Below are 24,485 nucleotides of genomic sequence, written 5' to 3'. Positions count from 1 at the left end.
TTTTTTTCATAGGTTCAACAGTCCAGACCACAATATGGCGGGTTAGTTCTTCAGCGCAAACGGATTACGATAACCCAAGGCGTTACCTGAGTCCGTACTGAAGTTAAAGCCACTGTCAGCGCCCAGCCCCAATAGGCTAAACGAGAGGGTGACGTTGTTGTCGTATTCTGGGTCTGTATTAATATCAGAGCGCGAAAGTAAGTACTCGTTATAGCTCAAGCCAACCACCCAACAATCAGAGCGATAGGTCAGGCTAAACTGGTTTTCTAGCATCACATCTTGAGTTAGATCGCGCCAGTATTGGCCTTTAAAACTCAGGCCACCCCACAGCGGAAAGCCCGTGACCACACCGGCTTGGGACAGGCCGTCATCGGTGAGTGCACTGATATCGCGGTTCGGCAAGGTAGACTCAATGTATTCTTGGGCTACGTAGCGATAACTGGTTTGCGCGTAGAATTGTTGGTGGCGATACTCGGCAATAGCATTACCAAACTGCATTTCGCTGAGGTTGCTGTCATATTGCATGGATGCCCGTAAAAACAGGTAGTCATCAATATTGGCTTCCCCTTCGAGCGCCCAAGACGAATAGTCAAAGGTGTCTGCGTCTTGGTTGGAGGGTTGATCAAAGTAATAAATCTGCCCGAACGAGAGATTGAGTCGCTCTTTGTAGCCACCGTCGTAAAAACGGGTGGTCGCCCCGTAGGTCAGCTGGTTAGCCGGGTTAATATAATCAATGCTGCTAAACTGATTGCTGCGGAATAACCCATAGTAGTCGGTTTGTAAGCGTGCGGTATCGTAACCGCCGCCACTGAAGTTAACCGGGTTATAAATATCCCCTTGCTCCACATCTTTGATGTACAAATATTGCACTTGAGGCTCGATGGTTTGGCTAAAGTGCCCCCCCATTGCCCAAAAGTTACGTTCTAGCACAAGCCCTGAATGCAAGCGCACAGTTGGGATTTTACGCTCCACCGATTTACTCAAGGTCGCCGTGGACTCAGCGTCCGGCGTAGCATCATCAAAACGTTGGTCGTAGTGAGTGTAGAGCATGCTGGCTTCCGCGGTGGCATTAAACCATGGACGCGTAAAGGGCATGGTCAAGGTCGGAGCGAGATGTGTGCGCGTCGCTTCGGGTTTATCTGGGTCGTCATTGGCAAACACACTAAACTGTGCGGGGACGCTCACATCTAACCAGGGCATGACTTGCGGCGCGTAGTAGTTAAAGTCTACTTGCGGCATCAAACGATACACGCTGGTGTTTTCTGTGAGTGGTTGGAAGTCCCGCACGCGCACAGTGCTGTTCCAATCTAAGCCGCGGTAGCTGATTTCACCGGTTTGTAGCAGAGTATTGTCTTCTCGTTTACCCACGTCCGAGTCAATATCTTGGAAATAACTGATATCACTGACTTTGCTGTAATCAGCTTGGTAGCGCCAGTGGCCCTGTACGCCGCTGTGTGTCCAGTTAAAGCCCCAGCGTGCATCGAGCTCTGGGTTACGCTGATCATCAGGCAGATATTCGGAGTACAGCGAGCCTGAGCCGAGTGGGGTAAGGTAACGAATATTGGTATTGAGTTGAACGCCGCGCTCAGACATATATTTGGGCGTGATCGTGGCATCCAGTTGCGGATGGATATTCCAATAAAATGGCGTTTCCATCTCGATACCATCACGGTCGCTCCAAGAGACTGATGGGTATAGAAAACCAGTCAAACGACCATCTTCAACCGGCACCCGCAGGTAAGGCAGGTAGAAAATCGGCACATTCATCACCTCAAACCGAGGGTGATAAAGATCAGCAAATAGGCTGCTATCTTCTTTTTCTATCTTAGAGGCAGAAAAACGCCAGCTTTTATCTTCGTCCGGACAGGTGGTATAGGTGCCATCTTCCAGCTCATAAAAGGTGGTACCGTTTTTAAATACTCGCTTGGCTTCACCACGCCCTGGGGTACACAGCATTTTATACTGTGCATTGTTGAGCGTGGTGTCTTCATTTTCCAAGTTGGCTTGCAGATAGTCGGACGTGACCATCATCTGGCCGTCATTAAACACCACGTCCCCTTGTGCGGTGACGATCCGTTCTGGATCGCGCAAGGTCGCGGTATCTGCCGTCATTTTACGATGACCTTGGGTCACCTCGACATTGCCGTTGTAGATTGCTTTTTCATTGGTTTGCGCTTCAGCGCGGTCTGCCACCACGCGAATAGGCGCATTGTTCACATCTTGGGTTTGCTCACTCGCTGGAATACAGCGCGCCTCGCTATCAGGACAAGGTTCGTCGGATGATTCCGCATTAGCAAAAACAAGGGCTGGGCCATAAAGCGCCAGGCTAATCATGGTGGCTAAAAAGCTACGTGCAGTCGGTGACATTGAAGAAGACATTCCTGTTTTATCTGATAGCGTGGTGTACACGAAGGCAACGCATCAGTATGCTTTGGCTGCAAAATGCGATTATCATAAATCAATTTACGCCCGGCATCACCTGTAAATGTTCAGGGTGTGAAACTAGCAATGAGACCATGGCATGCGACTAAATGGCAAGGTAATTGGTGCAATTCTCGGCACATTGTTGGGAGGCCCAATCGGTTTTCTTCTTGGCCTTTTCTTAGGCCATCAGTTTGATAAAGCGAAACCGCGCGCGCGTTTCGGCGGTTTTGGTGCCCAGGGCCCGCAAGCGCAACGTGTTTTTTTCCACGGTACTTTTGCGGTGATGGGACATATCGCCAAAGCCAAAGGGCAGGTGACGCAGCAGGAAATTCAATTGGCAAGCTTGCTCATGGATCGTATGCAGATTCATGGTGAAGCCAGACAATTAGCTCAGCAGGCGTTCCGAGAAGGCAAAGACAGCGACTTTCCGCTTGATGAAACCCTCAGTAGTATTCGCACCTTAAGTCAGGGGCGCCGCGATCTGTTGAGCTTTTTTTTGGAAGTGCAAGTGCAAGCCGCTTTTGCTGATGGCGACTTACACCCGAAAGAGCGAGAATTGCTTTACATTATTGCCGAAGGGCTTGGTTTTTCTGCCCAGCAACTCGAGCAGCGCCTGCGGATGCAAGAAGCCTCGTTTCGCTTTAGCCAAGGCTATCAAGGCGGCTGGCAGCATCAAGCCGATGGCCCGGGGGCACCACCACGGCAAAGCGAGATTGATGACGCCTATGATGTGCTGGGGGTCGATGCCAATGCGTCCTCTCAAGAAGTGAAAAAAGCGTATCGCAAGCTGATGAATGAGCACCACCCCGACAAACTGATGGCAAAAGGCTTACCGCCAGAAATGATGGAGCTTGCCAAAGAAAAGGCGCAAGAAATTCAAAAAGCCTACGACGTGGTGAAAAAAGCCCGCGATATGTAGCGGGCTTGTGCGCTAGTCAATCAGTGTGTGTTGTGGCGCGCCGCTCAAAAAGCCATCAATGTTATCCATCAGCTGCTTGGCGAGACGGTTGACCGCTTCATCTGCGCCCCATGCGACATGGGGCGTTACCAATAGATTAGGCAGTGATGCGGCGATCAGTGGGTGAGTATTAGGTGCCGGCTCTTCACTCAGCACATCGAGCCCGGCACCACCAATTTGTCCGGTTTCCAGTGCTTGTAGCAGAGCTTTCTCGTTGACTAGGCCACCACGTCCGGTGTTGATCAATATGGCATGCTCCGGCATCAACGCCAGCGTGTCTTGGTCGATAAGATGACGGGTGTTATCGGTGAGTGGGCAATGTAATGAGAGCACATCGGCTTGGCGTAGCACGTGTTCAAAAGGCAGATAACCAGGCCGGCATGCCTGTGCCCCACGGTGCTCGGCAAAAACTACCTTCATTCCTACTGCGCGCGCAAGTTGTGCGACGGCCTCCCCCAATGCGCCTTTTCCAATGATCCCCAATGTGCTGCCGGCCACACTGCCAATAGGGTGGGTGAAAAAGCAGAACTGTCCTTGCTTTTGCCATTCACCGTTTTGCACGTCCTGATGGTATCCGAGCAGTTGTCGCTTAAGGGCAAAAGTCATGGCGATGACATGCTCAGGCACTGACTGAGTCGCGTAACCTTGTACGTTACACACTTGCACCCCACGGGCTTGGCAGGCGGCTAAGTCGACATTGTTCACCCCAGTCGCGGCCACCGCAATCAGTTTGAGGTTAGGACAGGCGGCAAGCACCGTCTCATCGATCACTACTTTATTAGTGATAGCGATATCGGCTTTTTGTAAACGAGCGATGACATCCTTGTGGGCAGTTTTACCGTACGCCTGCCAGTGATGTGGAGAGCGGGGCGTGGGCAGAACAATATGCGCCGGAATGGTATCGCGGTCGAGAAAGACAATGTGAGTGGGGTCGTGCTGAGCCATGTTGATCTCCGTGTCTCAATCCATGGCTCTAGGGTGCGAGATATCGCGATATTGTGCAATGGTTTCAGCTAGCTGGCTTATGCGCCCGTCGCTGTGGTCGTAAGCGGTGCGGCCAGCTGATAGTCACTCACTAAGCGTTTATCGGGCATCGTGGGGTAAAAATTGCAGGGTGCCTGAAAATGCATGGTCTCTCCGGTCGCTGGATGCAACAGGCTGAGCTCGGCGGCATGCAGATGAAGCCGTGGCGCATGAGCGAGGGCGTCTGGGCACGCATAAAATTCATCACCGACAATGCTGTGCCCCAAAGACTGCATGTGGACACGAAGCTGGTGAGAGCGCCCAGTCAGTGGGTACAAGGCCATCAAACTGGTCTGGGAAAAGGTGTGCAAGCAGCGATAGTGCGTTTGTGAGGGTTTACCATGCTCAAAACACACTTTTTGGCGAGGGCGGTTGGGCCAGTCGCAAATTAACGGTAAGTCGATAATGCCATCATGTTTTTCTGGTTGCCCCCACACTTCCGCATAATACAACTTGGTGGGGATGCGGTCGCGAAACTGCGCTTTGAGGTTACGCTCTGCTTCTTTGTGGGCGGCAAAAGCCATCACGCCTGAGGTGGACATGTCTAAGCGGTGAGCCAACTCGGCGGAGGGAAACTCGGCTTTTACGCGCGACCATGCGCTGTCGTAATGCTCAGGGTTGCGACCAGGATTGGCCAGTAAGCCACTCGGTTTATTGATCACCACCAGATCCACATCTTGATAGAGGATATCTAACCAAGGGTCTGTCGGTGGATGGTATTCAGTCATTGCCATAGGGTTTATCGGGGCCATCAGGCCCCGTCTCACGTTGGTTTATTGGTGGCTAACTACAACAAGGCGAAGCGCGTCGAGTTCAATTTGTGCATGTTGAATATGGTGCGACAAGGTGCTGATCTGCTCGCGTAATGCGTCTAGCTCATCATCACGAATATTCGGATTGACCGTTTTCAGTGCCTCCAAGCGCGCTAATGCCTGCTGGAGCTCCGCCACCATCTCTTGGTGCGCACTGGCTTGAATGTCTGCCAAAGCTTTTTCTGCCAGTGGCTCGCTTTTCTCAATCAGATTGTGGATCTGGCTTTGTACAGAGTTAACCATTTTACTGCCAAGGTGGCGGTTAACGGGGCTCAGCTGGCGATGAAAGCTTTCAAACTCGACATTGGCCGACAGGTCATTGCCGTTGGCATCAAGCAGCAATCGCACGGGTGTTTGCGGCAAAAAGCGGTGGATACCACTCGATTTTGGCGCCTGGGCGTCAATGGTGTAGATAAGCTCTACAAACAGGGTGCCCACTGGCAGTGACTTGTTTTTGAGCAGTGACACCGCGGTGGTGCCGATGTTTTCGCTCAGCAGCAAATCAATGCCGCCTCGAACAATCGGATGCTCCCAAGACACAAACTGAACATCTTCGCGACTCAATGCGGTATCGCGGTCAAAGGTGATGGTGCAGCCATCGGCAGGCAGTCCTGGGTAGCTGGGTACCATCATGTGTTCAGACGGTTTAACCACTAAGGCATTCTCGCCCTTGTCATCTTGGTTAACACCGATGGTATCAAACAGCCCCAAGGTGAAGGTGACCAAGTTAGTGTCGCCATCCTGATCGGCAATGGTACTTGCCAGTTGGTTAGCGGCCTCCCCACCGTGGGAGTGCATTTCGAGTAGCTTATCCCGGCCTTCTTCCATGTCTGCTTTTAAGCGCTGATTCATCACGGCACTGTCACTGATCAGCGCCGACAGCGCCTCATCCTGTTGATTGGCCGCGAGCAGCGTTAACAAGGTTTCGCCATATTGTTCAAATACCGCACGGCCGGTTGGGCAGGTATCTTCAAACGCATCGAGGCCTTCGTGATACCAGCGCGCCAAAATCGTCTGAGCCGTGCCTTCAAGATAGGGGACATGAATGGCAATATCTTGCGTCTGACCAATGCGGTCAAGACGGCCAATACGCTGCTCAAGTAAGTCGGGGTTCATCGGTAAGTCGAACATCACTAACTGATGGGCGAATTGGAAGTTGCGCCCTTCCGATCCAATTTCTGAGCAAATCAAGACCTGCGCGCCCCCTTCCTCTTGGGCGAAGTAAGCAGCGGCTTTGTCACGCTCTACAATCGACATCCCTTCATGGAATACAGTCCCGCGAATACCTTCGCGCTCACGCAGCGCTTGCTCCAGGGTCAGTGCGGTTTGCGCACGCGAGCAAATAATTAGCACCTTCTCGCTGCGGTGGGCTTTTAAGTAATCCAGTAGCCAATCAATACGTGGGTCAAAGCCCCACCAGCTCGCGCTGTCCCCTTCAAACTGTTGATAGATATCTTCTGGGTATAGGTTTTGCACGGCCTTTTGTTCGCTTGAGCCGGTGCTGCCCATCATGCCAGCGACCCGCATAGCGGTTTGGTATTGGCTCGGCAGAGCGAGCGGGTGCATATGGAGGTGACGGCGGGGGAAGCCGCTAATGGCCGCTCGGGTGTTACGGAACAATACGCGTCCAGTGCCGTGGCGGTCCATCAGATCATCAATCAGTTGTTGGCGTGCTTGAGCTTTTTCTTCTGCGTCGTCACTGTGCACTTGGACTAAGCGCGCTGACAGCTCCTTGTGCTGCAATAGCTGACGTATCCCAGCTTGTGCCGCGTCGGTCAGTGGCGTATCGCTCAGCAACGCTTCCACCGCCTCAGCCACAGGCGCGTATTGTTGAGCTTCTTCAACAAAGGCATCGTAATCATAGAAGCGATCGGGGTCGAGCAGGCGCAAGCGGGCAAAATGGCTTTGCTGGCCCAATTGCTCTGGTGTTGCGGTGAGCAGCAATACCCCAGGGGTGTGCTCAGCGATGCTCTCAATAATTTGATATTCGCGGCTTGGCGCATCCGGCGCCCACGTCAGGTGGTGGGCTTCGTCGACCACCAATAGATCCCAGTGGGTATCGCACACTTGTTCGACCCGGCGGCGGTTTTTGCGCAGAAACTCGAGTGAGCACAACACCAACTGTTGGGTATCAAATGGGTTGGGGGAGTCGGCAAAGGCTTCCACACAGCGCTCTTCATCGAAAATCGAGAAATGCAGATTAAAGCGGCGCATCATCTCCACCAGCCACTGATGCTGTAAGGTTTCGGGCACCACTATCAGCACACGCTCCGCACGACCCGCCAGCACTTGCTGGTGGATGATCATGCCTGCCTCAATGGTTTTTCCCAACCCCACTTCATCGGCGAGCAGTACGCGCGGTGCATGGCGGCGACCGACTTCGTGGGCAATGTAAAGCTGATGGGGGATCAGGCCGGCACGCATGCCGGTTAAACCGCGTAATGGGCTGCGCAGTTGCTGATGCTGATTGGTCAGCGCACGATAACGCAGGGCAAAACGGTCCATACGATCGAGCTGGCCAGCAAACAGTTTGTCTTGCGGCTTGTTAAAGCGAATCTGGTGGCTGAGCAAGATCTCACGCAGTGCAACCTCATCTTCCCCTGTGTCGGTACGCTGGCCGTAATAGGTTAATACCCCGTCGTTTTCCTCAACGCGAGAGACGTTCATGGTCCAGCCTTCGTGGCTTTCCACCTCATCGCCGGGATTGAACATCACCCGAGTCACGGGCGCATCGTGGCTGGCGTACAGCCGTGTTTCATCACTAGCAGGAAACATTAGGGTCACGGTACGGCCATCAACGGACACCACAGTGCCGAGTCCAAGATCATGTTCCGTATCACTGATCCAACGTTGTCCAAGCGCAAATGACATAGGGGAAAACCTCTGAATTAACTCGATTGTCGAAAGACGCGACGCTATTCAATACAGCGTCGTTTAAATACTCTGCTATTCAGTGTGGCACTGAAAAAATTGGCCGCCAATAGTACTCGAACTTGTGAGGAGGGTCACGATGAAACTCAACGAATCTCATCAAAGGTCACGCTGACATACAAACGTCATTAATGGACGGCAAAGATAAAAGCGTGAGCTGGCGCGGTAAAACAAGTTGGGCGCATCCCAACGGCCAGGTCTACGCTTATTTTAAGCGCTGTCACCGAGACAGTGAACTGCCGACACAGGAGGTGCCTATGGGCGACGCCGACCGGAAGCTGTTTGTACTCGATACTAATATTCTCCTCCACGAGCCTTTCTCGATTTACTCTTTCCAAGAACACGATGTCGTGATCCCCATGACTGTCCTCGAAGAACTTGACCGAATTAAAGATAGCAAGCGCGATGTCTCACGTGATGCGCGTGTGGCGATCCGTGCCTTGGAAGATATTTTTAAAGAGGCCACGCCTGACGAAATTGGCGAGGGCATTGCCGTTGGTAAAGGCGATGCGACGGGCACCGTATCGATTCTCGCTGATTTTGAGATCAAAGAAACTGTCCATGCCTTTGCTGATAAAGCGGGTGATAATCGAATACTCAATGCGGTGTTATATCTGCAAACCAAACGCTCGCCACGTAAAGTGGTGTTGGTAACCAAAGACATCAATATGCGCCTGCGCGCCAAAGGGGCGGGGGTGATGTATGTAGAAGATTATCGTACTGACCAGCTGATTGATGATGTGCGTTTGCTGACCAAGGGGTTCCACCAATTTGCAGGTAGCTTTTGGGACAAAGTAGGGGAGTGCAATAGTCAAGCCTATGGCACAGAGACCCTACATACGTTGCCCTCTGAGCTTCTCGATACGCCGTTTGTGAACCAATACCTGTTGGACGAAAGCGACGATTTTGCCGCGCGAGTGCAAGCCATTGATGGCGATAAAGCGGTGATTAAAGATCTGAGCCGAGAGCGATTGATGCATCGCGCCGCGTGGGATGTGAAACCGAAAAATATTTACCAAGGCATGGCGATGGATGCGTTGCTCGATCCGAGTATTGACTTGGCGATCCTCACCGGTCCCGCAGGCTGTGGTAAAACCATTTTGGCGATGGCTGCAGCCCTTGAGCAGGTGGTGGAGAAAGGGATGTATGACAAGATTATCGTGACCCGCAATACCCCAGATATTGGCGAGTCGATCGGCTTTTTGCCGGGCACTGAAGAGGAAAAAATGTTGCCTTGGCTGGGGGCTGTCACTGATACCCTGGAAGCGTTGCATATGCATGATGAGTGCACCGATGGTTCGATGCGGTACATCATGGAGAAAGCCAACCTGCAGTTTAAATCGATTAACTTTATGCGTGGCCGCTCGATTCAAAACGCGTTTGTCATTTTGGATGAGTGCCAAAACCTGACTGCCTCTCAGCTTAAAACCATTATCACCCGGTGTGGAGAGGGTACCAAGTTAGTGTGCTCGGGTAACTTAGCGCAAATCGATTCCTCGTATTTGACCCCAGTGACATCTGGGCTGACCTATATTGTTGAGCGGTTTAAAAACTTTGAAGGCAGTGCGTGTGTGTACCTCAATGGCGTGGTGCGCAGTCGCTTAGCGGAGTTTGCCGAAGAGAATTTGTAGTGGATATCAGGTGGCGGTCATCAGGCCGTCACCTTTATCCATGAGCTAAAACAATTCAACATCGTCCTCGGCGACAAAGGTTTTTATCACCCCAGATTGCAGTAAGTCATCATAAAAAGCGACCTGATTACGGCCGTTTTGTTTGGCGTGATAGAGCGCCTGGTCGGCATTGCCTAAGATGGTGCTGGTGCTCAGTTGCCCTCGCTCAATCTGCGTTGCCCCCATGGAAATCGTCACGGTTTGGGCGGCACCAAAATCGCGCGCGTTGACATTAGCAATAAAGGTATTGGCTTTTTGCTCTGCCATGGCGCGAGTACACGGCTGAAACAGCACCACAAATTCATCGCCGCCATACCGGAACAAGGTGTCTTGTGAAGAAAAAGTCTGGCGCATCAGCGAGGCAAGTAACAAGATGACCTCGTCACCGAAAACATGGCCAAAGTTATCATTAATTTGCTTAAAGTGATCAACATCGAAGATACACACCCAAGGAACAAGGGCGCTGCCATTTTCGCTGGCAGGGGAAGGCTCACTTCGCGCTAAGCGATCACAAATAAGATCCAGCTTTTTAGAGAGGACTTTGCGATTAAATAAGCTGGTGAAACTATCACGCTCACTGGCCATGATAATCTGCTGATAGTTTTCATAGATACGCGTTAGTCCAGCGACGAGTGCGCGTTGGTCCTTGCTAAGGCTTTTGGCGCGACCGCATAAAACCCCGCTGACACCTTCTTCTTTCTCATAATAAATGGGAACGGCAATCAATACATGATCATTGGCGTAGTGTTGAGTGACCGCTTGTGTCGCCAGGCACTCATCAAGCAGGGCATCAATTTGATGAATGTTTTCTTGCTGAAAGGCACTATTGTCGTTGGTGCCGAGTACGGTAAAGGCAGGCTGCATGTCACAGCAGTAATCGAGCAGCACAACCTCGCTTATTGGGGTAAGCTCGGTAATTGAGGTCAGCAAGCTTTTGGTGATCGCGTCGACTTCTGTTTTAGCGGTGAAATCGACAATGGAATCGAGGATTTTTATGCTGCTGGCGGCCACTGGGCGCCTCCTTGGAATCTTCCGTGTTTTCCTTAGTATAGAAGTCAATCCAAGTGGCGCCACCCATCACTCTTCGTCCGTCTTGCCCATATAACCTTGCATTATCGCGGGCGGGGTCTCGAGGGTTTCGACAGGACAATGCAGGCGGACTTGCCCGTTATCCAAATAAAGAAACTCAGAGGCGATGGCTTGGGCGTCTTCGGGATGGTGAGTCACCATCACCACCGTTGTGCCTTGCTCTTGGGCGGTACGCTTGACCAGCGCCAGCATGTCCTTTTTTAGCGCAGGATCGAGTGCCGAAAAGGGCTCATCGAGCAACAATAAGGGTTGGTTGCGTGCGATGCTTCTACCCAACGCGATGCGCTGGCGTTGGCCGCCCGATAGTTGCCCAGGTAGACGTGACAGATAGTCTGTTAAACCGACGGCGTGGGCCGCACGGTGGATGCTGTCACGCTGGGAGGCGGTTAGCTTCAGTGATGGTGATAAACCTATCGCCATATTGTCGAATACCGACAAATGGGTAAAGACGTTGTGCTCTTGAAACAAGATAGACAAGGGGCGTTGGTGCGCTGGGGTTGTTGTCACTGGCTTGCCATTAATAGCAATCTCGCCACTATCTGGGGCAATCAATCCGGCAATCAAGGATAATAAGGTGCTCTTACCCGCGCCGCTGGGGCCGAGCACAGCCACAATCTCCCCCGGCGCTATTTTGGCATCAAAGGTCATCCAATCTTGCTGGTAACGATAGTGGACACTAGAAAGCGTCAGCATGCTTGTCTCCATTGAATAAGGCGCGTAAGCAGGGCATAACACCCCAAACTTGTGAGCAGTAACAGCATCGCCGCGGCAGCGCCGGCTTCCATTTGGTAACTGCCCATTAAGCGGAATAAATACAGGGGCAGAGTTTGAAAGTTTTGGCTGCCAAATAGGGCAATCGCACTGAGATCACCCATCGATAACACAAAACTCACCGCGACACCGCGCGCAATAGGTGCACGCAAACAGTCCCACTCAATCAGACGTAAACGGGTGATGCCCCTTACGCCTAAGGTGGCGCACAGATTATGGTAAGACTGGGCAACTTGAAACGCGGGAGCACTTAATACTTTGATGAGATAAGGCAGGGCCATCAGGGCGTTCACGGCCATCACCAGCCACAGCGCCAAGCTAAATACGTCGCTAAACTGGCGAAACAGCAAAAAAAGTCCGGTACTGAGGACAATACTCGGTACCACCAAAATAATCGCCCCGAGGGTTTCTATCCCATCCGCCTGTTTTTTGCGCCCATGCAACCGCCAGTGGCGGCTAGCGAGGATCACTGCGGCTGCGAGCACAAAGGCAAAGCTGGTTGCCCCAAAGGCAATGGCCAGTGAGTGCACTGTTGCCTGCCACAGTGCGCTATCGCTGAGCACAGCTAATGCGCTGGGATTCAGCCCCCGAGCAATCACCACACCCAGTGGCGGTAAAACCAGTAGCAAAACGAGGCCAATCCATAGACTGTCCCAACATTTGGCAGCACGGCTATCCAAAGAGGCGGGAAGAGGCAGTACTTCACTGGGCGTACTCGGCAGCGGGCGCGTTAACGTTTGCACGGTAAATGCGATGGCGCCACACAACAGCATTTGCCACAGCGCAAGGACAGCACCCGTTTGTAAATCGAAATCAAAATGAATGGCTTGGTAAATGGCCAACTCTATTGTGGTAGCTTTCGGTCCGCCACCCAGTGCCATCACGGTGGCGAAGCTGGTAAAGCACAACATAAACACTAGCCCGATGATATGGGGCAAGCTTTGGCGTAAATACGGCCATTCTAGGTGCTTAAAACGTTGCCAGCCCTTAAGTCCTAACTGGGTGGCGAGACGACGCTGATCAGCGGGGATCCCCTCTAAAGCTTGCACCATGAGTTGGGCAGAAAAAGGCAGATTAAAAAACACATGAGCGAGCAAAATGCCGCTTAAGCCATAAATAGAAAACGGCATAGCCACATCAAAATGCGCAAAGGCTTGCGCAATCCAGCCGCTGCGGCCATAGATGGCAACCAAGCCAAATACACCCACCAATACCGGTAGTACTAAGGTCATGGCGAATAGCTTAAGTAGCCATGCCTTGGCTGGAAACTGTCGGCGAGACAGTGCGTGGGCGACGGGTATCGCAAGCCCAACGCTGAGCACCACAGATAAAGTGGCCTGCTTAAAGCTAAAGTAGGTGACATGGCGCAGATAGGTATCTTGCCACAACGCGGTGAGCGCTAGGTCGTGGCTGTGAGAGAACAGCGCCCATAGCGCGCTGCCAATCAAAGCCACAACCAGGCTGGCCGCCATACTGCCCGGCCAGGTTCGAGAGGGGTTGAGCATGAAGGTTATTCAACCAACGCCGTTTGCCAATCACGTACCCATTGTTGGCGATTGCCCATCACTTCATCAGGTTGATATAGCAAGCTTTCTTCCGGCTTATCTAAGGTATAAAAAGCGTCAGGTAAGTTGACATCAGTAACCGGGTACATCCACTGAGTGGTTGGGATCTCAGACTGAGCCGCATCACTGAGCATAAATTGTAAAAACGCGTCTGCACGTTCCGGTTGATCGGTATAGGCTGATTTAGCGGCCACTTCGATTTGCATGTAGTGGCCTTCTTCAAACATGGCGGCGGCAAAGCGGTCGTCATCATCGGCAACCAGGTGATAGGCTGGCGAGGTGGTGTAAGAAAGCACCATGTCGGCTTCTTTGTTAAGGAACATGTTGTACGCTTCGGTCCAACCTTTGGTCACAGTGATGGTGTTGTCAGCCAATTCGCGCCATGCTTGTTGATTGTTGTCGCCATACACTTTTTGGATCCAAAGCATTAAGCCTTGGCCCACTGTTGATACGCGCGGATCTTGGTAAATCACACTGATGTCGTCACGTTCTTCAATCAAGGCTTTGAGGCTTTTGGGCGGATCGAGTAAACGCGTGGTGTCATACACAAAGGCAAAGTAGCCGTAATCGTAGGGGATAAAGTAGTTGTTATCCCAACCACCAGGCACTTGCAGGCGCTCAGTATTGACCGAGTGCTCGGCGACAATGCCGCTACGCTCGGCTTCTTTCATTAAATTGGTATCCATACCCAGCACGATATCGGCTTTGGTGGTTTCCCCTTCAATGCGCAGGCGATTGAGCAAGGCGGCGCCATCATCGAGAGAGACGAATTCAAGTTGGCAATCGCATTGCTGTTCAAACTTCGCCTTAATTTTAGGCCCAGCCCCCCATTCAGCAATAAAGGAGTCATAGGTGTACACGGTCAGTGGGTCCGCGGCACGGGCACCCAGTGATAATAGCGATAAAGCAACCAGAGTGAGAACAGAGGTAAAAACTTTCACAGCACGCTCCTAAGTTGGGCGTGGGTGTTGAGGCAAGTTGATGACAACATCAAGTCTCAATCCCTACGCCAGTGTTAGCTGGATCAGGTTCGATGGGTCTAGCGCGGTGCGCAATCTCAGCCGTGAGGCTCCCCAATGAGTACGAGGCCATTGTACTGATTGGCTTAGGGTTAACCAAGCCTTTTAGTTGCCGAGTTGGTTAAGGTCCCAGTTGTAGTCGTATTCCAATGTTACCTCTTGTGGCAATGGAATATCGCGATACTGGTTTATGTGAGCGATCACGCCTTGCTTATCGCCACCAAAGTCAGCCTCAAACCACTTATAGATAGAAGAAAGCCGCCACTGATCGCCTTGCTGACTCACGCCTTTGTCACTGTTAATAAAGGTGTAGGCGGCTTGCTCGAGCTGCGCCTCAAGCGCGTTTGCTTGGAAGGCCTTGGGTTGCAGGTTTGGGCAGCCTAAACTGGCACAATTGACTGCATAGTGGGTACGCGGGTCTTGCCATAGCGGGCGCAGAATACGGTGCTCAATATCATTCAAGGTAAGCGGCTCTCCTGCCACCGTGACCACTTCATCATCCCAAGGGCCAAAGCTAAATAACCCACCGAGTTTGGTGATCGAACGGACTGGATAGGCCTCCAAAATCAGCGTCACCGTGACCGCATTGTAAAGGTTAACCCAATACGCGTATTGTTCGTTTTTGGTCAGCGTGCGAGGGTCGCGCGCGGTGAGCATGCGGATATAATGATCGAGAGCCTTCTTGTCAGCCTCGGTGACCGCCGCATAGTTAAATAAGGTGTGCTGCCCCTGAGGTTGCAAATACTTATCCAGTAATACTTGCCAGCTGTGATGAGTGAAGGTCGCCTGGCTGTCAGGGTTATGCGCATCCCACATTGCCCAATACTCTGCTTTGGGGGCCGCTTGGCTAACCAGCGGAAAAACCAAGCAGAATAGAAGTATCAAACGTTTTTGCATTGCCCGTCCTTATTTTCAGCAAGCCTTCTTCTCAGACTAGACCAAGCGAATGCGTTGTTGGTTTCATGGTGAATGGAAAAAAGTGGGGTGTGACCAATAAGCGCGGAGAAGATCGCGCTTATTGGTGGCGTGGGCTAAAGCAGGGACTTATGACAAAAAGTCTGGGATGCGCTGCTCAAAGCGCGAGATGTCAGCGTCGTGCTGCAGCGTGAGGCCAATGCTATCTAACCCTTCCAACAAGCAATGACGGCGAAAATCATCCATCTGAAAACTAAAGCAGTGTTCACCGGCACGGATGGTTTGGGCGGGCAAATCCAGGGTTACCGTTGCGCCTTCAGTTTCGGCCACATACGCAAATAAAGCATCGATTTGGCCTTCTTCAAGGGTCACCGGCACCATTTGGTTATTGATGCAGTTGCCATAGAAAATATCGGCAAAACTGGGGGCGATAATCACTTTAAAACCGTAATCATCCAGCGCCCAAGGGGCATGTTCGCGGGATGAGCCACAGCCAAAGTTTTCGCGGGTGAGTAACACGCTCGCCCCTTGGTAGCGCGCTTGATTGAGCACAAACTCGGGGTTCGGCTGTTTACCCGCATCGTCTAAAAAGCGCCAATCGTGAAACAGGTGCTGACCAAAGCCAGTACGGGTGACTTTTTGCAAAAACTGTTTAGGGATGATCGCGTCGGTATCGACGTTAGCCGCATCCAATGGGGCAACAATGCCGGTGTGAGTGTGTATGCCTGACATAAGGCCTCCTTATAATTGGTTAACGTCGACAAAATGACCGGCGATAGCAGCGGCGGCGGCCATCGCAGGGCTGACCAAGTGGGTGCGACCTTCACGGCCTTGGCGGCCTTCAAAGTTACGGTTGCTGGTGGACGCACAGCGCTCTTTGGGGCCTAAGCGGTCGTTGTTCATTGCCAAACACATCGAGCAGCCGGGCAAACGCCACTCAAAGCCAGCGTCACGGAAAATCACATCCAGCCCTTCTTGCTCCGCTTGGGCGCGCACCTGCTCGGAGCCAGGCACCACCATGGCATGTACACCCTCTGCCACACGCCGCCCTTTAGCGACCGCGGCGGCTGCGCGCATGTCTTCAATCCGTGAGTTGGTGCAAGAGCCAATAAAGACCTTATCAATGCTGATCTGGTTGATGGCTTGCCCAGGTGTCAGTCCCATGTATTTTAACGCGCGCTCAGCCGAGTGGCGCTCAATCGGGTCGTTCATTGTCTCAGGGGCGGGCACGGTATCATGCACACTGACCACTTGGCCGGGGTTGGTGCCCCAGGTCACCTGATGATGGATTTGACTGCCATCGAGAGTGACCACGCGATCAAAGTGCGCATCGGCATCTGAGTGCAAGGTTTGCCAATATGCAACGGCTTGCTGCCATTGCTCGCCTTTCGGGGCAAATTTCTTGTCTTTTAAGTAGGCAAAGGTGGTGTCATCCGGCGCGATCAGGCCAGCTTTTGCGCCTAACTCGATGGCCATGTTGCAGACCGTCATTCGCCCTTCCATCGACAAGGCAGTGATGGCGTCCCCGCAAAACTCCACCACATGCCCGGTGCCGCCGGCATGACCGACCTTGCCAATAATCGCTAGGACGATATCTTTGGCGGTGATCCCGGGGGCGGTTTTGCCCGTGACTTCAATTTTCATCGTGCGGGCGCGGGATTGCTTGAGTGTTTGGGTGGCGAGTACGTGTTCGACTTCTGAGGTGCCAATACCAAAGGCCAGGGAGCCAAAGGCGCCGTGGGTTGCGGTGTGCGAATCACCACAGACGATGGTGGTGCCGGGCAGGGTGATGCCAAGCTCGGGACCCATTACATGCACAATGCCTTGGTAAGGATGATTTAAGTCGTACAGGGTGACACCGAACTCTTCGCAGTTTTTGGCCAAGGTTTCCATTTGGATGCGCGCCATTTCCCCGGACGCGTTGATGTCTTTGGTTTCGGTGGAGACATTGTGATCCATAGTGGCGAAGGTTTTGCTCACTTGGCGCACCGGACGCCCTTTTTCCCGCAGGCCATCAAAGGCTTGTGGTGAGGTTACTTCGTGCACTAAATGACGGTCGATATACAGCAGCGGCGCTTCGCCGGGCTGCTCGGTGACCACATGGGCTTGATAGATTTTTTCATACAAGGTCTTAGCGCCTTGCTGGGTGTTTGCGTTCGACATAGCTCGTATCCTTACGGGTAATTATTCTGCGCCTTGGCGGATATAGGCGGCGATACGATCGCCCATTTGTTCAGTACTCAAAGCAGGGCGGTTGCCTGCCAGGTCGGCGGTTAGCTCACCGGCCGCCAGCGCTTGGCTGACTGCATGCTCAATCGCGCAGGCTGCGTCCTCTTCGCCTAACGAGTAGCGCAACATTAGCGCGGCGGAGAGAATTTGTGCCACCGGGTTGGCGATATTTTTACCCGCGATGTCGGGGGCAGAGCCGCCGGCGGGTTCATACAAACCAAATTTACTCGCGTTCAAGCTCGCGGATGGCAGCATGCCCATTGAGCCGGTGATCATGGCGCACTCATCGGAGATGATGTCGCCGAAAATATTCGAGCACAGCATCACATCAAATTGCGACGGATCTTTAATCAGCTGCATGGTGGCGTTGTCGATATACATATGGCTTAAACGGACATCCGGATAGTCCTTTGCCACCTCTTCTACCACCTCACGCCACAGCATCGAGCTTTGCAGCACATTGGCTTTATCGATTGAACACACCTGCTTGTTTCGAAGCTGAGCGGACTGGAAGGCAATGCGGGCGATGCGCTCAATCTCATAGCGATGATAGACTTCCGTATCAAACGCTTTTTCCTCGCGGCCTTCGCCTTCACGCCCTTTGGGCTCACCAAAGTAAATTCCGCCGGTCAGCTCTCGCACCACCACAATATTAAAGCCTTGGTCGGCAATGTCGGCGCGCAGTGGGCAAAAGCCTTCGAGTCCGGTGTGGATTTGTGCCGGACGCAAATTACAAAACAGGCCAAAGTGCTTGCGTAGCGGCAGCAAGGCCCCGCGCTCCGGTTGCTCGGTTGGCGGTAAATGCTCCCACTTAGGGCCACCCACTGAACCAAATAAAATCGCATCCGCTTTTTCACAACCAGCCAAGGTGTGTGCGGGCAGTGGCGAGCCATGGGCATCAATCGCGGCACCCCCCACAGGATAATGCTGACGCTCCAAGGTGAGAGAGAATCGCTCGCTAACCGCATCAAGCACCTTCTCGGCTTGCGTCATCACTTCGGGGCCGATACCGTCACCGGGTAAAATAGCAATCTGATGTGCGCTGGCCATGGTTATACTGTCTCCTGTTTTAAGTGGGATTGTTCCTTAATCTGGGCGATTTTGTCGGCGCGATAAATGGCATTGATCACGTGCAATAGCGCCTCACCTGAGGCTTCGATGATGTCGGTCGACACCCCAGTGCCGTGATATTTACGGCCCTTGTAGTTGGCAATGATGTCGGCTTGGCCGAGACCATCTTCTCCTTCCCCTTTGGCGGTCAGGTCGAATTTATCCAGTTCAATGTCGTAGCCAGTAATGCGGTAGATGCACTGATACAAGGCATCGACGGGGCCGTTACCAATCGCCGCCTCGCGTTTCTCTTCGTCGCCACATTGCAACTTGATGCTGGTGGTCGCCATTAGGCTGCCCGATTGCACGCCCAAATAGTTGAGCTTGTAGAAGTCGTCCTCTTCTTTGAGGTTGTTGAAGAACATCAAGGCTTCTAAATCGTAATCGAATACCTGGCCTTTACGATCCGCCAGTTGCAAGAAAGATTGATACAAGGTGTCTAAATCGTAGTCTTGTTGGTCGTAGCCAAGGTTATCCATGTGGCTTTTCACCGCGGCACGGCCGGAACGGCTGGTCAGATTAAGCGCTTTTTTGCCCAAACCAATCGACTCTGGGGTCATGATTTCGTAGGTGTTTTTGTTTTTCAGCATGCCATCTTGGTGGATCCCGGAGGAGTGGCTAAAGGCATTGGCACCGACCACCGCTTTATTGGGCTGAATAGGCATGTTGCAAAGCTGACTAACCAGCTTGCTGGTGCGGGCAATTTCGGTGTGGTTTAACCCTGTCTCCACGCCTAACAAGTCAGCGCGCGTTTTCAAGATCATCGCAATTTCTTCCAGCGCGCAGTTACCGGCACGCTCACCGATGCCATTAATCGTGCCTTCCACTTGGCGAGCGCCGGCTTGCACCGCGGCAATAGAGTTGGCGACTGACATCCCCAAGTCATCATGACAATGGACAGAGATCACCGCTTTATCGATATTCGGCACGCGGTTAAACAAGGTCGCAATGATATTGCCGAATTCACTCGGGACCGTGTAACCCACCGTATCTGGGATATTGACGGTGGTCGCACCGGCATCAATCGCCGCTTCGACCATACGGCACAAGTTATCTATCGGGGTGCGCCCGGCATCTTCGCAGGAAAACTCCACATCATCGGTGTATTGGCGTGCATGCTTGACGGCGCGTACACCCATCTCGACCACGTCATCATAGCGGCGGCGAAGCTTGTCTTTTACATGAATGGTCGAGGTGGATAAAAAGGTGTGGATACGAAAGGCATCAGCGGCTTTGAGGGATTCGGCGGCCACATCGATATCTTTGGGCACGGCGCGAGACAAGGCACAGACGCGAGCATGTTGCATGTGCTCGGCGATGGTGCGCACCGATTCGAAATCGCCCGGTGATGACACCGGAAACCCTGCTTCAATAATGTCTATTTTCAAGCGGTCCAAGGCTTGGGCGATCTGCAATTTCTCTTTGACGGTTAAACTTGCTGACAGCGCCTGCTCGCCGTCGCGTAAGGTGGTATCAAACAGAATGACTTGACTGTTCTCGCTCATGGGTGACTCCCTGTTGTGTTTGCTGGCCGCTTTAGTGGCGCTTTAATTGGCGCTTGATGTTATTTTGGCGACGTTAGATACAAAAAAACCCGCGTCTGGCGCGGGTTTTAGAGATTTGGCATTCACTGTTTTCTGCCCAAAACCTACCCGCGCGACTGGGTCACGATAAGGAGGAGGATGAGGCGTAGGTGAAACAGTGTCATGCTGATGTCCGTCAGTAAATATTCTGTTACCAGAAATAACAGAGCGATGGGGAAAGCGTCAATCTGAAAAAAACAAAACCCGTTTTCTGCGCAATATAAAGGTAAAAAACTGGTTAATTAAACTGGTTTTAAAACTAAAAATTAGATTTTCGTGCTGTGCTCTGGCGCGGCTTTGTCCAGTCTTCATTATTTTTACATGCCCCAACGTACCTGACCTCAAGCGGCGACGGGGCGAAGTAAATTCATCGAGATGACCCAATAACGTCACCGACCTGTCATACCCGCTGGCTAGAGTTTAACCATCAGCTCGCCGCATTGGGAGGCAGGATGAGAAGCTTTACCGCGATTCAACGCTTCGACCACACGGTGTCGACACTGTGTTTATCTCACCGCTTTAGCGCTGACACAGCGAAAATAGCCCGTGCTGTTTCCCGTTCAGGTGACGGACCTCTCTATCTGGTGATTGGCTTGACTGCATGGTGGCTTCATGAGGCGGTCGGGCTCTGGTTTTTGCTTACAGGACTGACGGCTTTTGCCATCGAACTTCCGATCTATTGGGTACTTAAGCGTAGCTTTCGGCGCGCACGTCCCTCGCAGTTGCCGGCCTTTATCACGCCTTCCGATCTTTACAGTATGCCATCAGGCCACACCGCCGCCGCTTTTCTCATGGCCTCATTGCTAAGCACCTTTTTTCCTTCGTTAACCCTTTTGGTGTTCATCTGGGCCAGCCTAATCGGTATTTCGCGCGTGTTACTGGGCGTGCACTTTGTGAGCGATATCGTGGTTGGCGCTGGGTTAGGGCTGCTGTGCGCGACGTTGGCACACAGTATCACTTTCGATCTTTACGGAATAACAGGTATTTAATGAAGCTTTTATACGGTGTTCAGGGAACCGGTAACGGGCATATATCGCGAGCCCGCGCCATGGCTCGTGCCTTGGCAGGATATGATGTCGAGGTCGATTTTGTTTTTTCTGGGCGGCCAGCCGAGCGTTATTTTGATATGTCGCCATTTGGTGACTATCGCACGTTTACCGGCATGAGCTTTGTCAGCCGTGATGGCAAAATTGATATGCTCGCCACCGCGCGACACAATCGTTTTACACAGCTACGACGCGATATTCGCCAGCTTGATGTATCAGGCTACGATAAGGTTATCTCTGATTTTGAACCCATCAGTGCGTGGGCGGCGCGCCGGCAAGGGGTGCCATCGGTGGCCATCAGCCACCAAGCGGCGTTTTCTCACGCGGTGCCTAAACATGGGGAAACGCTGATCAACCGCATTATCATGCGTTATTTTGCGCCAACCGACTATGCCATTGGCTTGCATTGGTATCACTTTAACCAACCGATTTTACCCCCGATTATTGATAGCACTCCGGTGGATAAAACGGTGGCATCGCCCGATTCGGAGAGGGCAGTGCTGGTGTATCTCCCCTTTGAATCTTTATCTGCAGTCAGTGAGCTGCTGTTACGCTTTAGCCAACCTTTTATCTGCTTTCACCCCGAGGTTAACGCCCCCTACCAACGTGAAAACCTTACGCTCATGCCCTTAGGCAAAGAAAGCTTTCACACGGCGCTGCATCAGTGCCAGGGCGTGATCGCCAATGGGGGATTTGAGCTTCCATCGGAGGCATTAAGTTTAGGGAAAAAGCTCCTTTTAAAACCATTGTCTGGTCAGTTTGAGCAGTTAAGTAATGTCGCAACACTTTCTCAGCTTGGGCTAGCACACAGTATGGATAGCTTGAATGCGAGCGCGGTACGTGAATGGTTGCAGGCACCGGCGGTGGGCGCGATTGGGTACCCAGATGTTGCCCAAGCATTAGCGGAATGGTTGGTAAAAGGAGAGTTAAGTCAGACACGTAGCCTGTTTCACCATCTATGGGCTCAGGTGGATTATCCAGAAACGGTTGAGGAGTCGATTTTGGACTTTAATCGCTCATCAATGCGCATGGATCTACACCCACTTAGGTTGCAACGCTTGATTCGATAGCGCCCTGTGCGGCGCACGCGTCGAGCAGTCGCTTCCACAAGGCTGAATCACGTTTTTACACTTTCGCTAGAGCATTCACTCAATTTCTCTTGAGTTTGGCAGTGCGCTCGGTAAACTCGCTGTCATTATTGAGCGTACATGTGTTCGCCAAAACGGCGGACCAAGAGAGATTCCGTGAACACCCAAAACCATATCGTCACGCGCATTCGCGATCAGATTGCCGCCCAAAATGAACGCGAAGCAATCCGCTTCCAACAAGACGGGCAATGGATAAGTATTAGTTGGCGCCAGCTAGGCGAACGCATCGATCAGCTGTCACGCTGCTTACTCAACGCTGACTGTCAGGTGCAGCAAACCGTCGCCATTTTTGCGCCGAACAGCGAAAAATGGGCAATGTTGGACTATGCCGCGTTGCAAATTCGCGCCGTACCTGTGCCGATTTACGCAACTAGCACCGCCCAGCAAGCCGCACACATTATCAATGATGCAGACGTGCAGTGGATTTTTGCCGGTGACGAACAACTGGAGAGCGCGGTTACTGCCCTTGAACACTGCCCCAACGTCAAAGGGGTGGTTGCCCTAAGTCAAGAGACGGCGGTTCCCGTACATCCCAAGGTGTGGGATTGGGCCAGCTGGCTATTGCAAGACGATCGCAGCTATCAAGCTGAGTTAGATGCGCGCATTGATGCACGATGCATGGACGATTTAACCACCTTGATTTACACCTCCGGCACCACGGGCGATCCGAAAGGGGTGATGCTGGATTATGCCAACATCGCGGCGCAGTTGGAGGTGCACGATCAAGTCTTGGCATTAAGCCCCGATGATGTGTCCTTGGCCTTTTTGCCGCTTTCTCATGTGTTTGAGCGCGCATGGAGTTATTACGTCCTTCATCGTGGGGCGGTCAATTGCTATCTCTCCAACCCGCTTCAGGTGCGTGATGCATTGGCCGAGGTCAAACCGACGGTAATGTGTGCGGTACCGCGTTTTTATGAAAAAATCCATGGCGCTATCCACGACAAACTCAGTCGGGCCACCGGTGTTAAACCACATTTATTCCGATGGGCACTGCGCCAAGGTGAGCGTCATGCTGCGCAATTACGCACCGGCCAGTCTCCGTCTTGGTTTCAGCAATGGCAAGTAGCGTTGGCCGACAAGCTGGTACTGAGTAAGTTGCGTGCGCTATTGGGTGGCAAGATGCGCTTGATGCCATGCGGTGGGGCGCGTCTTGACCCTGACATCGGCGCGTTTTTCCACGCGATAGGCATTAACGTCAAGCTCGGTTATGGCATGACCGAAACCACCGCCACGGTTTCTTGCTGGAATGATACCCGTTTTGATCCCCAATCGATTGGCCATCCGATGCCAGGGGCAGAGGTGCGAATTGGGACGGACGATGAAATTCAAGTCCGTGGGCCGATGGTCATGCGGGGTTACTTTAATCAGCCTGATGCGACTGCCACCACCTTTACCGAGGATGGCTTTTTGAAAACCGGTGATGCTGGGTATCTTGATGCCAAGGGCAACGTATTTATCACTGACCGAATCAAAGAGTTGATGAAAACCTCAGGCGGTAAGTACATCGCACCACAGCGGGTGGAAGGCGCTTTGGTGCGCGATCATTTTATCGATCAGATAGCGGTGGTGGCCGAGGCGCGTCATTTTGTATCGGCCTTGATTGTGCCTTGCTTCGACGCCTTAGAAGAGTGGGCGCGGGCGGCCAATATCGAATATCAAAATCGCAAAGAGCTGCTAAAACACGCCGATGTGGTAGCCTTGTTTGAAAAGCGTTTGCAGAGCTTGCAACACGAGTTAGCCAAATTTGAGCAAGTGAAACGCTTTACCTTGTTGCCACAGGGCTTTTGCATGCACAGCGGCGAGCTCACGCCGACCATGAAACTGCGCCGCAAAGTGATCCTTTCACGTTACCAACACCACATTGACACCATGTATCAACGTTAGTCCTGGTGCATCAAAGCGGGGGAAGGTTTCTCATGGCTGAGAATCTTCCTTTGTTTTCGTTATTTGTATGCCTTTTCCCCCTTTTTCCTCCCCACGCCTAAATAGCAAATCTGGCAAAGTGTCGACTTTATAGTGGATGTTTCCAATTTCCTCCCCCGTGGTCAGCGTAAACCAGCAACATTAACTCAACATTTAGATTAAAAATGTAAATACTGATTAGCTAATAGACAGTTTTGCAAATAAAACGTTACATTGATTGCAGCTTCATCCGAAGCAGGCCAAGTGACAATCTAACGCCGCCTTACCGC

The 24,485-nt window shown here is 52.3% G+C and carries 18 protein-coding genes and 1 riboswitch; of the genes, 5 read left to right on the top strand and 13 right to left on the bottom strand.

The genetic code is table 11. From position 1 onward, the window contains the following. Positions 1 to 42: 42 nt before the first annotated feature. Positions 43 to 2,367 (bottom strand): LPS assembly protein LptD, encoded by a 2,325-nt coding sequence (gene lptD, locus BZG74_RS08660; RefSeq protein ID WP_077772229.1) that lies wholly within the window; start codon positions 2,365 to 2,367, stop codon positions 43 to 45. Positions 2,368 to 2,521: 154 nt separating this feature from the next. On the opposite strand from lptD, the gene djlA reads away from it, so the two are divergent. Next, on the top strand, positions 2,522 to 3,343 hold the full coding sequence (djlA, locus tag BZG74_RS08655; RefSeq protein WP_077772228.1) for a co-chaperone DjlA: 822 nt from the start codon (positions 2,522 to 2,524) through the stop codon (positions 3,341 to 3,343). A gap of 12 nt (positions 3,344 to 3,355) precedes the next feature. On the opposite strand, the gene BZG74_RS08650 is transcribed toward djlA, so the two are convergent. The 3 genes from BZG74_RS08650 to rapA form a co-directional block, all read right to left on the bottom strand. Continuing rightward, positions 3,356 to 4,327 carry a D-2-hydroxyacid dehydrogenase gene (locus BZG74_RS08650; RefSeq protein WP_077772227.1) on the bottom strand — a complete coding sequence of 324 codons (972 nt, stop codon included), beginning with the start codon at positions 4,325 to 4,327 and terminating at the stop codon, positions 3,356 to 3,358. 77 nt (positions 4,328 to 4,404) lie between these two features. Further along, a complete protein-coding gene (gene rluA / locus BZG74_RS08645) occupies positions 4,405 to 5,139 on the bottom strand; it encodes a bifunctional tRNA pseudouridine(32) synthase/23S rRNA pseudouridine(746) synthase RluA (RefSeq protein WP_077772226.1) in 735 nt (244 codons plus the stop codon). Between the two features lie 39 nt (positions 5,140 to 5,178). After that, positions 5,179 to 8,088 carry an RNA polymerase-associated protein RapA gene (rapA, locus tag BZG74_RS08640; protein ID WP_077772225.1) on the bottom strand — a complete coding sequence of 970 codons (2,910 nt, stop codon included), beginning with the start codon at positions 8,086 to 8,088 and terminating at the stop codon, positions 5,179 to 5,181. Between the two features lie 317 nt (positions 8,089 to 8,405). Between rapA and BZG74_RS08635 the strand changes: the two genes are divergently transcribed. Continuing rightward, complete coding sequence (locus tag BZG74_RS08635; protein ID WP_077772303.1) at positions 8,406 to 9,779, top strand: PhoH family protein; 1,374 nt, start codon at positions 8,406 to 8,408, stop codon at positions 9,777 to 9,779. Positions 9,780 to 9,824: 45 nt separating this feature from the next. Here the strand turns inward: BZG74_RS08635 and BZG74_RS08630 are convergent, their stop codons facing one another. From BZG74_RS08630 to leuA, 9 genes are all read right to left on the bottom strand, one after another. After that, a complete protein-coding gene (locus tag BZG74_RS08630; RefSeq protein WP_077772224.1) occupies positions 9,825 to 10,829 on the bottom strand; it encodes a GGDEF domain-containing protein in 1,005 nt (334 codons plus the stop codon). A gap of 66 nt (positions 10,830 to 10,895) precedes the next feature. Beyond that, positions 10,896 to 11,600, bottom strand: coding sequence for a thiamine ABC transporter ATP-binding protein (gene thiQ, locus BZG74_RS08625; protein ID WP_077578797.1), 705 nt, complete (start codon positions 11,598 to 11,600; stop codon positions 10,896 to 10,898). Then, entirely contained in the window at positions 11,594 to 13,183 is a 1,590-nt protein-coding gene (gene thiP / locus BZG74_RS08620) for a thiamine/thiamine pyrophosphate ABC transporter permease (protein ID WP_077772223.1), read from the bottom strand. Before thiP ends, thiQ begins: the two co-directional genes overlap by 7 nt. A 5-nt stretch (positions 13,184 to 13,188) precedes the next feature. Continuing rightward, entirely contained in the window at positions 13,189 to 14,184 is a 996-nt protein-coding gene (thiB, locus tag BZG74_RS08615) for a thiamine ABC transporter substrate binding subunit (protein WP_077772222.1), read from the bottom strand. A 43-nt stretch (positions 14,185 to 14,227) separates the two neighbouring features. Next, positions 14,228 to 14,329, bottom strand: a riboswitch (TPP riboswitch). Between the two features lie 38 nt (positions 14,330 to 14,367). Continuing rightward, entirely contained in the window at positions 14,368 to 15,159 is a 792-nt protein-coding gene (locus BZG74_RS08610) for a DUF547 domain-containing protein (protein ID WP_077772221.1), read from the bottom strand. Between the two features lie 147 nt (positions 15,160 to 15,306). Then, positions 15,307 to 15,909, bottom strand: a complete 603-nt coding sequence (gene leuD / locus BZG74_RS08605; protein ID WP_077772220.1) for a 3-isopropylmalate dehydratase small subunit — start codon at positions 15,907 to 15,909, stop codon at positions 15,307 to 15,309. A 9-nt stretch (positions 15,910 to 15,918) separates the two neighbouring features. Further along, on the bottom strand, positions 15,919 to 17,340 hold the full coding sequence (gene leuC / locus BZG74_RS08600) for a 3-isopropylmalate dehydratase large subunit (RefSeq protein WP_077772219.1): 1,422 nt from the start codon (positions 17,338 to 17,340) through the stop codon (positions 15,919 to 15,921). A 21-nt stretch (positions 17,341 to 17,361) separates the two neighbouring features. After that, complete coding sequence (leuB, locus tag BZG74_RS08595; RefSeq protein WP_077772218.1) at positions 17,362 to 18,456, bottom strand: 3-isopropylmalate dehydrogenase; 1,095 nt, start codon at positions 18,454 to 18,456, stop codon at positions 17,362 to 17,364. A 2-nt stretch (positions 18,457 to 18,458) separates the two neighbouring features. Beyond that, entirely contained in the window at positions 18,459 to 20,021 is a 1,563-nt protein-coding gene (leuA, locus tag BZG74_RS08590) for a 2-isopropylmalate synthase (RefSeq protein WP_077772217.1), read from the bottom strand. 530 nt (positions 20,022 to 20,551) lie between these two features. Here leuA and BZG74_RS08585 point away from each other — a divergent pair. From BZG74_RS08585 to BZG74_RS08575, 3 genes are all read left to right on the top strand, one after another. Next, entirely contained in the window at positions 20,552 to 21,088 is a 537-nt protein-coding gene (locus tag BZG74_RS08585; RefSeq protein ID WP_077772216.1) for a phosphatase PAP2 family protein, read from the top strand. Then, the gene (locus BZG74_RS08580) at positions 21,088 to 22,215 is read left to right on the top strand and encodes an MJ1255/VC2487 family glycosyltransferase (protein ID WP_077772215.1); all 1,128 of its coding nucleotides are present in this window, start codon (positions 21,088 to 21,090) and stop codon (positions 22,213 to 22,215) included. The genes BZG74_RS08585 and BZG74_RS08580 overlap by 1 nt, the downstream gene beginning before the upstream one ends. A 138-nt stretch (positions 22,216 to 22,353) precedes the next feature. After that, positions 22,354 to 24,177 (top strand): AMP-dependent synthetase/ligase, encoded by a 1,824-nt coding sequence (locus BZG74_RS08575; protein ID WP_077772214.1) that lies wholly within the window; start codon positions 22,354 to 22,356, stop codon positions 24,175 to 24,177. The last annotated feature ends 308 nt before the right edge of the window (positions 24,178 to 24,485 follow it).

This window comes from Salinivibrio sharmensis (assembly GCF_001995985.1).
In the GTDB taxonomy this organism is placed as follows: domain Bacteria; phylum Pseudomonadota; class Gammaproteobacteria; order Enterobacterales; family Vibrionaceae; genus Salinivibrio; species Salinivibrio sharmensis.
Note: the sequence above shows the minus strand (reverse complement) of the source record. Positions and strands in the feature narration are given on the sequence as shown.